Genomic DNA, 5,581 nt, shown 5'->3' with positions numbered 1-5,581 from the left:
CTTTTGCGCTATCAGAGACGCAAAGCAAATGTTTGTTAGAATAAATTTTTTGATAAAGCTTGTGATAGAAGTATTTCTTAATGCCTCTTCTTCGGCCAACTAAGTTGACATACTTACAACTATGCACGACCACATAGCTTGGCGCAGAATAAGCAGAAAAAGGCAGAAAATTTGTACCGTGAAAAAACACTAAGTCGTAATCGTGTTTTTGCAAAAACGTCTCTAATTTTGCAGAAAAGAGCATTGAAAAAAGAGCATGAAAAAAGTGGTACCCGAAGAGTGTTTTCATCAGTTTGATGAACACACGGCTACTTCGCGTTTTTTTACTCAAGCCCCAAATATCAACAACTTTATCTGACTCGCGTAGCGCCTCAGATTGCTCTAAAAAGACATAGTCCACCTCGTGCCCCATTTTGCGAATAGCTGCTGCTGTATCCGTTGTGGCATTATATAAACCGGATGCATAAGAGGTTGAGCCAAGAAAAAACGCGATCTTCATTTTGTACCCTAGTGATTTAGCGCGCATATTACGCCAAACCGCAGGTCTACAAAAGCGAAGCAACAGTCTTTAACATTGCAGTTCGAGGCATTTAACCCATCCCAAAACAATCAAATACCCAAAGTTCTGTGATAAATTAATGACATATTGGTCCAATCCTATGATCCAAAAGGGATTGGTTGTAAAAGCGCCTCGTCACTTTTTTAGAGCCCCAAACTATGAAACGACTCATCATGGACCTTGATGGAACCATTACCTCAGGCGAAAGCGGCAATTACAGTGAAGCCACACCTCAAACTGGCGTAGTTGAAAAAATACGAGAATATAAGGCTCAGGGCTTCGATATTGTAATTAGCACAGCTCGCAACATGCGAACCTATGAAGGCAACGTGGGCAAAATCAACGTGCACACCTTGCCTGTCATTATGGCCTGGCTCGACAAGCACAACATCCCTTATGACGAAATCATCGTCGGCAAACCTTGGTGTGGCTATGAGGGATTCTACGTGGATGACAAGTCCGTACGACCAAGTGAATTCACCAGCATGAGCCCAGCAGAAATCAACGAACTGCTCGCAAAGGAAAAAGTACTTTGATTCTCATTACCTCCGCGGCTTATATCGGCCCTGAGTTTCGGTCCGAGCTTGGAAAAATCCCTCCGGCCTTCCTGCCTATTGGGAATCAGCGCCTGTATCGCTACCAATATGAGAGTTTAAACACACAGGACAAGGTTGTTCTTACCATTCCGGAAAGCTTCTCTATTCCCAAACACGATTTAAGACAACTTGAACAGATGTCGATCGAGATACTTGAAATCCCAGAAGGTTTGTCACTCGGAGACTCAATCGTTTGCGCACTTAACTTAAGCGGTTACTCAGAAGGCCCTCTTACCATACTGCATGGCGACACACTCGTTTATGACATCCCAGTAGAGCTGCACGACATCATTGCCGTCAGCGAAGTAGAGGATAACTATGAATGGGCGACGTTTGATGGCAAAACCGTTCAAGACTTCCACCCCTACGACGGCGCCACGCAGGCAAACAAACAAGTGGTTAATGGATACTTTCGGTTTAGCGATGCACGCACGTTTATTCAATCTATGGTCCGAGCGCGCGGCGCATTCATTGAGGGAATAAATTTATACAGTCAACAATGCAAACTCTCATCGTATCTCACGAAAGACTGGCATGACTTCGGACACTTACATACCTACTTCCGGTCCAAAACACATGTGAGTACGGCTCGTGCATTCAATAGCCTAAAGGTCGAGTCGGGCGTGGTCACCAAGCGCAGCGACATGCCAAACAAAATGGCTGCCGAAAGCCATTGGTTCCAAAACATACCCAGCGAACTAAAACGCCATACGCCCAATTTTCTCGGTGAGCTTAGCGCAGGTCAGCGAGTCGAAGGCTATCGCATCGAGTATCAATGCATCAGCAGCCTTAATGAACTCTTCGTTTTTGGTGATCTACCGGTTTTTGTGTGGGACAAAATTCTTAAAGCATGCGGGCACTTTGTTTCTCTTTGTAGTACCTTCGAGGCGACGGAATCAACCCAATCCTTTAAAACATTTCTACTCGAAAAAACCGACAAACGCTTAGCGGAGTTTAGTAACGATACAGGCATAGCACTTGACGAGCCGTGGACGCTAAACGGCGTAAATATGCCGTCGATTAAACACATTCACGAGACAAGTGCACGCCATATACCTGACACGGAAGTGCAAACCGTCGTTCACGGTGATTTCTGCTTCAGTAATATCCTTTATGACTTTCGATCGCAAAGTATCAAGGTCATCGACCCACGAGGCATGAACAATGAAGGACTGCTCTCTATTCATGGTTTTGCGCATTACGACATAGCGAAATTGGCGCACTCGATCATCGGAAAATACGACTTTATCATCGCCGGATATTTTGATCTAAGTCGAGACGGTAACGCGCTCGCCTTCGAAGTGTATCAAACCGACAAGGACAGCTTTATCCGCGAGCGTTTTGAGACCTTATGCGAACAACAGTTTGGCCTGAACGCGAATCAACTGCTCGCAATGCAGGTACAATTATTTTTATCGATGCTTCCGCTTCATGCTGACAAGCCAGAACGCCAACTTGCCTTGCTCGCAAATGCCATGAAGCTGTATGCAGAATTAAGCGCTTAGAGTTGGATAACGAACGACCAACCTCTCTGAGCTGAAAAGGAACCAAAACGTGATTGTAATGCCGATGGCGGGCTTAAGCTCGCGCTTTACCAAAGCTGGATACGATAAGCCAAAATACATGCTTGATGGCTTTGGCAAGCCGCTCTTCGACTATGCGGTAGAAAGCTTTAAAACCTATTATAAAACAGAACCCTTTCTCTTCATCTGCCGCGACATTCAGAACACTCCGGCCTTTGTCGAAGAGCGATGCAAAATACTGGGAATAGTGGACTATGAAGTCGTGTTGCTCAGCGAGCCAACAGGAGGCCAGGCTGAAACCGTCGCGCTAGGCCTAGAACAGTCGAAACGGCTTGATGATCCGATTGTTGTCTTTAATATCGATACCTTTCGCCGTAACTTTACGTTTCCTAAATTCATGGATGCGTGCGACGGCTATCTTGAAGTGTTCGAGGGAGAAGGAGACAACTGGTCTTACGCAAAACCATTGAATAAGCATTCGAATAAAGTGATCGAAACCGCCGAGAAAAAGCCAATATCAAACTTGTGCAGCACCGGACTTTACTACTTCAAAAGCGGTTCCGATTTTTTAACACTGTTCGACAAGGCAAAACGCGCTAATTCCGCACTCGTCAATAACGAGTATTACATCGCCCCACTCTACAACCTGATGATTGCGGAAGGCGCAGACATTCGATACGACTTGGTGAAGAACGAAGACATCACGTTTTGTGGTGTGCCCGCAGAGTATGATGCGTTTCTTGCAGAAAACCGAGTGTAGATTTTGCCATCTCGCAGCCAGTCAAACTCCGTCACCATTCTGCTGAGTCTTAAAAAGACGAGCAGACTGTTTTTAGCGCTAATCAGTATGTTGGCGACCCACACAGGGGTCAACGCGCAACCCACCATCGCCATCGCTTCGAATTTTAAATCGACGATGACGGAACTATTGAGTGCTCGGATCTCCGACGATCGACAAACCAAGACTATTTTCGCTTCTTCAGGCAAACTCGTCGCACAAATTAGCAATGGCGCTCCGATTGATATTTTCCTCTCTGCCGAGCCCATTGGCAAAAAGCTCGATACCCGTCTTGTGGTGCCGGGCTCAGAGTTTACCTATGCCTACGGGCAGCTCGCTTTGGTCTCTCACAAATCGGCTCAGCATGTTGCCCTGGATGGCGCTAAAAACCTTAGCTGCCTTGCCATCGCAAATCCGAAGCTCGCTCCTTATGGCCGAGCCGCTTTAGAGGTAATAGCAAGGTTAAAACGTCGAGACTGGCAATTTGAGCGCATCGTGCAAGGGCAGTCGGTTGCTCAGGCCTTTCAATTTTTTGATAGTGGCGCATGCAATAATGCCCTTGTTGCCTACTCACAGGTTCTCAGCAACAACAAATCCGTTCACCATAGCGTGATACCAAGTGAGTGGCATGCCCCCATCCAGCAAAACGCGGTCTTACTAAAACGCGCTGAGAATGCGACGACTGCAGAACAATTCTTAAAGTTTCTTCGGAGTGAATCTGCGCGTAAGATCATTCAAGATGCTGGATATTTAACGGATATTGAATGAGCTCTGATTGGACCACACTTTGGCTTAGCCTGCGCCTCGCGTTTGTCACCATGGCTATTCTACTGCTTATATCTACACCCCTTGCCTGGTGGCTCAGCCAAACGACAAGCAAGCTCAAACCATTTGTTCTTACAATCATCACCTTACCCATTGTGCTACCACCAACAGTGCTTGGGTTCTATCTATTGCTCCTGATGAGCCCAAGCGGTTTGATTGGCCAGCTAACAGATAGCCTAGGTTTGGGGCCCCTTGTGTTTACTTTCTGGGGCTTGGTAATCGGCTCCATCATTTATTCTCTGCCTTTCGCTGTGCAACCAATCTACAACGCGTTTTCGGCGATCGATAAAGGACTTCTCGAGCTTGGCACGACAATGGGCGCCTCGGCCCGACAACGCTTTCTCGGAATCGCCTTACCGCTGGCGAAAACAGGGTTGATAAGTGCCGCCATTCTGAGTTTTGCGCATACACTTGGTGAATTTGGCGTGATTCTTATGATTGGCGGCAACATCCCGGATGAAACGCGCGTGCTCTCCATTGCAATATACGATCATGTTGAATCGCTAAACTACGAGCAAGCACATGTGCTCTCGTTTGGTTTGCTTGTGTTCGCATTCTTAGTGATCTGGAGTCTGGCGCAACTTCAGCAACGCGGACGCAAAGGCGCGGTCAGAGCAGGCACCAGCGCATGAGCATCAAAGTAGATATTTCCCTTCAGCGTGCGGATTTTGCTCTTCAGATCCAACGCGAGTTCAAGAATACGGGGTTAACTGGCGTCTTCGGGCCCTCAGGGTGCGGAAAAACATCACTACTTCGGTGCATCGCAGGATTAGAGCAGCCACACGGTGAGATATCGGTAAACAAGCAAGTTTGGCAACGCTCTTCGTGCAATACATGGCTTGCCCCGGCAAAGCGGAATATTGCGTACCTCTTTCAAGAAGCAAGACTGCTTCCTCATCTCAGCATTGAAGACAACATCAGACTCAACCTTAAACTTCGTAAAGTACATAAGAGCGATCTCGATATTACCCGCGTGTTAGATGATTGCGGCCTTAGCCGCCTTCGAAGTCAGCGACCCGATACGCTTTCCGGCGGACAACGCCAACGGGCCTGCCTAGCTCGTGCGATTGTCTGTGAGCCGGATCTAATCTTGATGGACGAACCGCTGTCTGCATTAGATGCAACATCAAAACGCCAAATGCTGCGCCTAATTCAGCGCTTTAAGTCTAGCTCGAGTACGCCCATTTTTTACGTTTCACACTCAATCGATGAAATTGCGCAACTCGCGGACGACATACTGCTTATGCAACAAGGAGAAGCCGCGTACCTTGGGCCAGCCTTACAAACATTTGCCGAACAC

7 protein-coding genes are annotated in these 5,581 nt (G+C 47.2%); 6 read left to right on the top strand and 1 reads right to left on the bottom strand.

The features are described from left to right. Positions 1 to 499: glycosyltransferase (locus A3751_RS01260; RefSeq protein ID WP_197466085.1), on the bottom strand; the 499-nt coding region annotated here is incomplete at its 3' end. A 218-nt stretch (positions 500 to 717) separates the two neighbouring features. Here A3751_RS01260 and A3751_RS01255 point away from each other — a divergent pair. From A3751_RS01255 to A3751_RS01230, 6 genes are all read left to right on the top strand, one after another. Beyond that, a complete protein-coding gene (locus tag A3751_RS01255) occupies positions 718 to 1,095 on the top strand; it encodes an HAD hydrolase family protein (protein WP_068451296.1) in 378 nt (125 codons plus the stop codon). Beyond that, the gene (locus tag A3751_RS01250; protein ID WP_068451293.1) at positions 1,092 to 2,660 is read left to right on the top strand and encodes a hypothetical protein; all 1,569 of its coding nucleotides are present in this window, start codon (positions 1,092 to 1,094) and stop codon (positions 2,658 to 2,660) included. The genes A3751_RS01255 and A3751_RS01250 overlap by 4 nt, the downstream gene beginning before the upstream one ends. 49 nt (positions 2,661 to 2,709) lie before the next feature. After that, positions 2,710 to 3,438, top strand: a complete 729-nt coding sequence (locus A3751_RS01245; RefSeq protein ID WP_068451290.1) for a glycosyltransferase family 2 protein — start codon at positions 2,710 to 2,712, stop codon at positions 3,436 to 3,438. Positions 3,439 to 3,525: 87 nt separating this feature from the next. Further along, entirely contained in the window at positions 3,526 to 4,224 is a 699-nt protein-coding gene (modA, locus tag A3751_RS01240; protein WP_082862983.1) for a molybdate ABC transporter substrate-binding protein, read from the top strand. Then, complete coding sequence (gene modB, locus A3751_RS01235) at positions 4,221 to 4,913, top strand: molybdate ABC transporter permease subunit (RefSeq protein ID WP_068451287.1); 693 nt, start codon at positions 4,221 to 4,223, stop codon at positions 4,911 to 4,913. Before modA ends, modB begins: the two co-directional genes overlap by 4 nt. Beyond that, a partial coding sequence (locus A3751_RS01230) for an ATP-binding cassette domain-containing protein (protein ID WP_156492161.1) occupies positions 4,910 to 5,581 on the top strand: 672 nt, incomplete at its 3' end. The genes modB and A3751_RS01230, both read left to right, overlap by 4 nt.

Source organism: Oleiphilus sp. HI0080 (assembly GCF_001635135.1).
The sequence above is the reverse complement of the archived record's forward strand: the minus strand, read 5'-3'. Positions and strand labels throughout refer to the sequence as shown.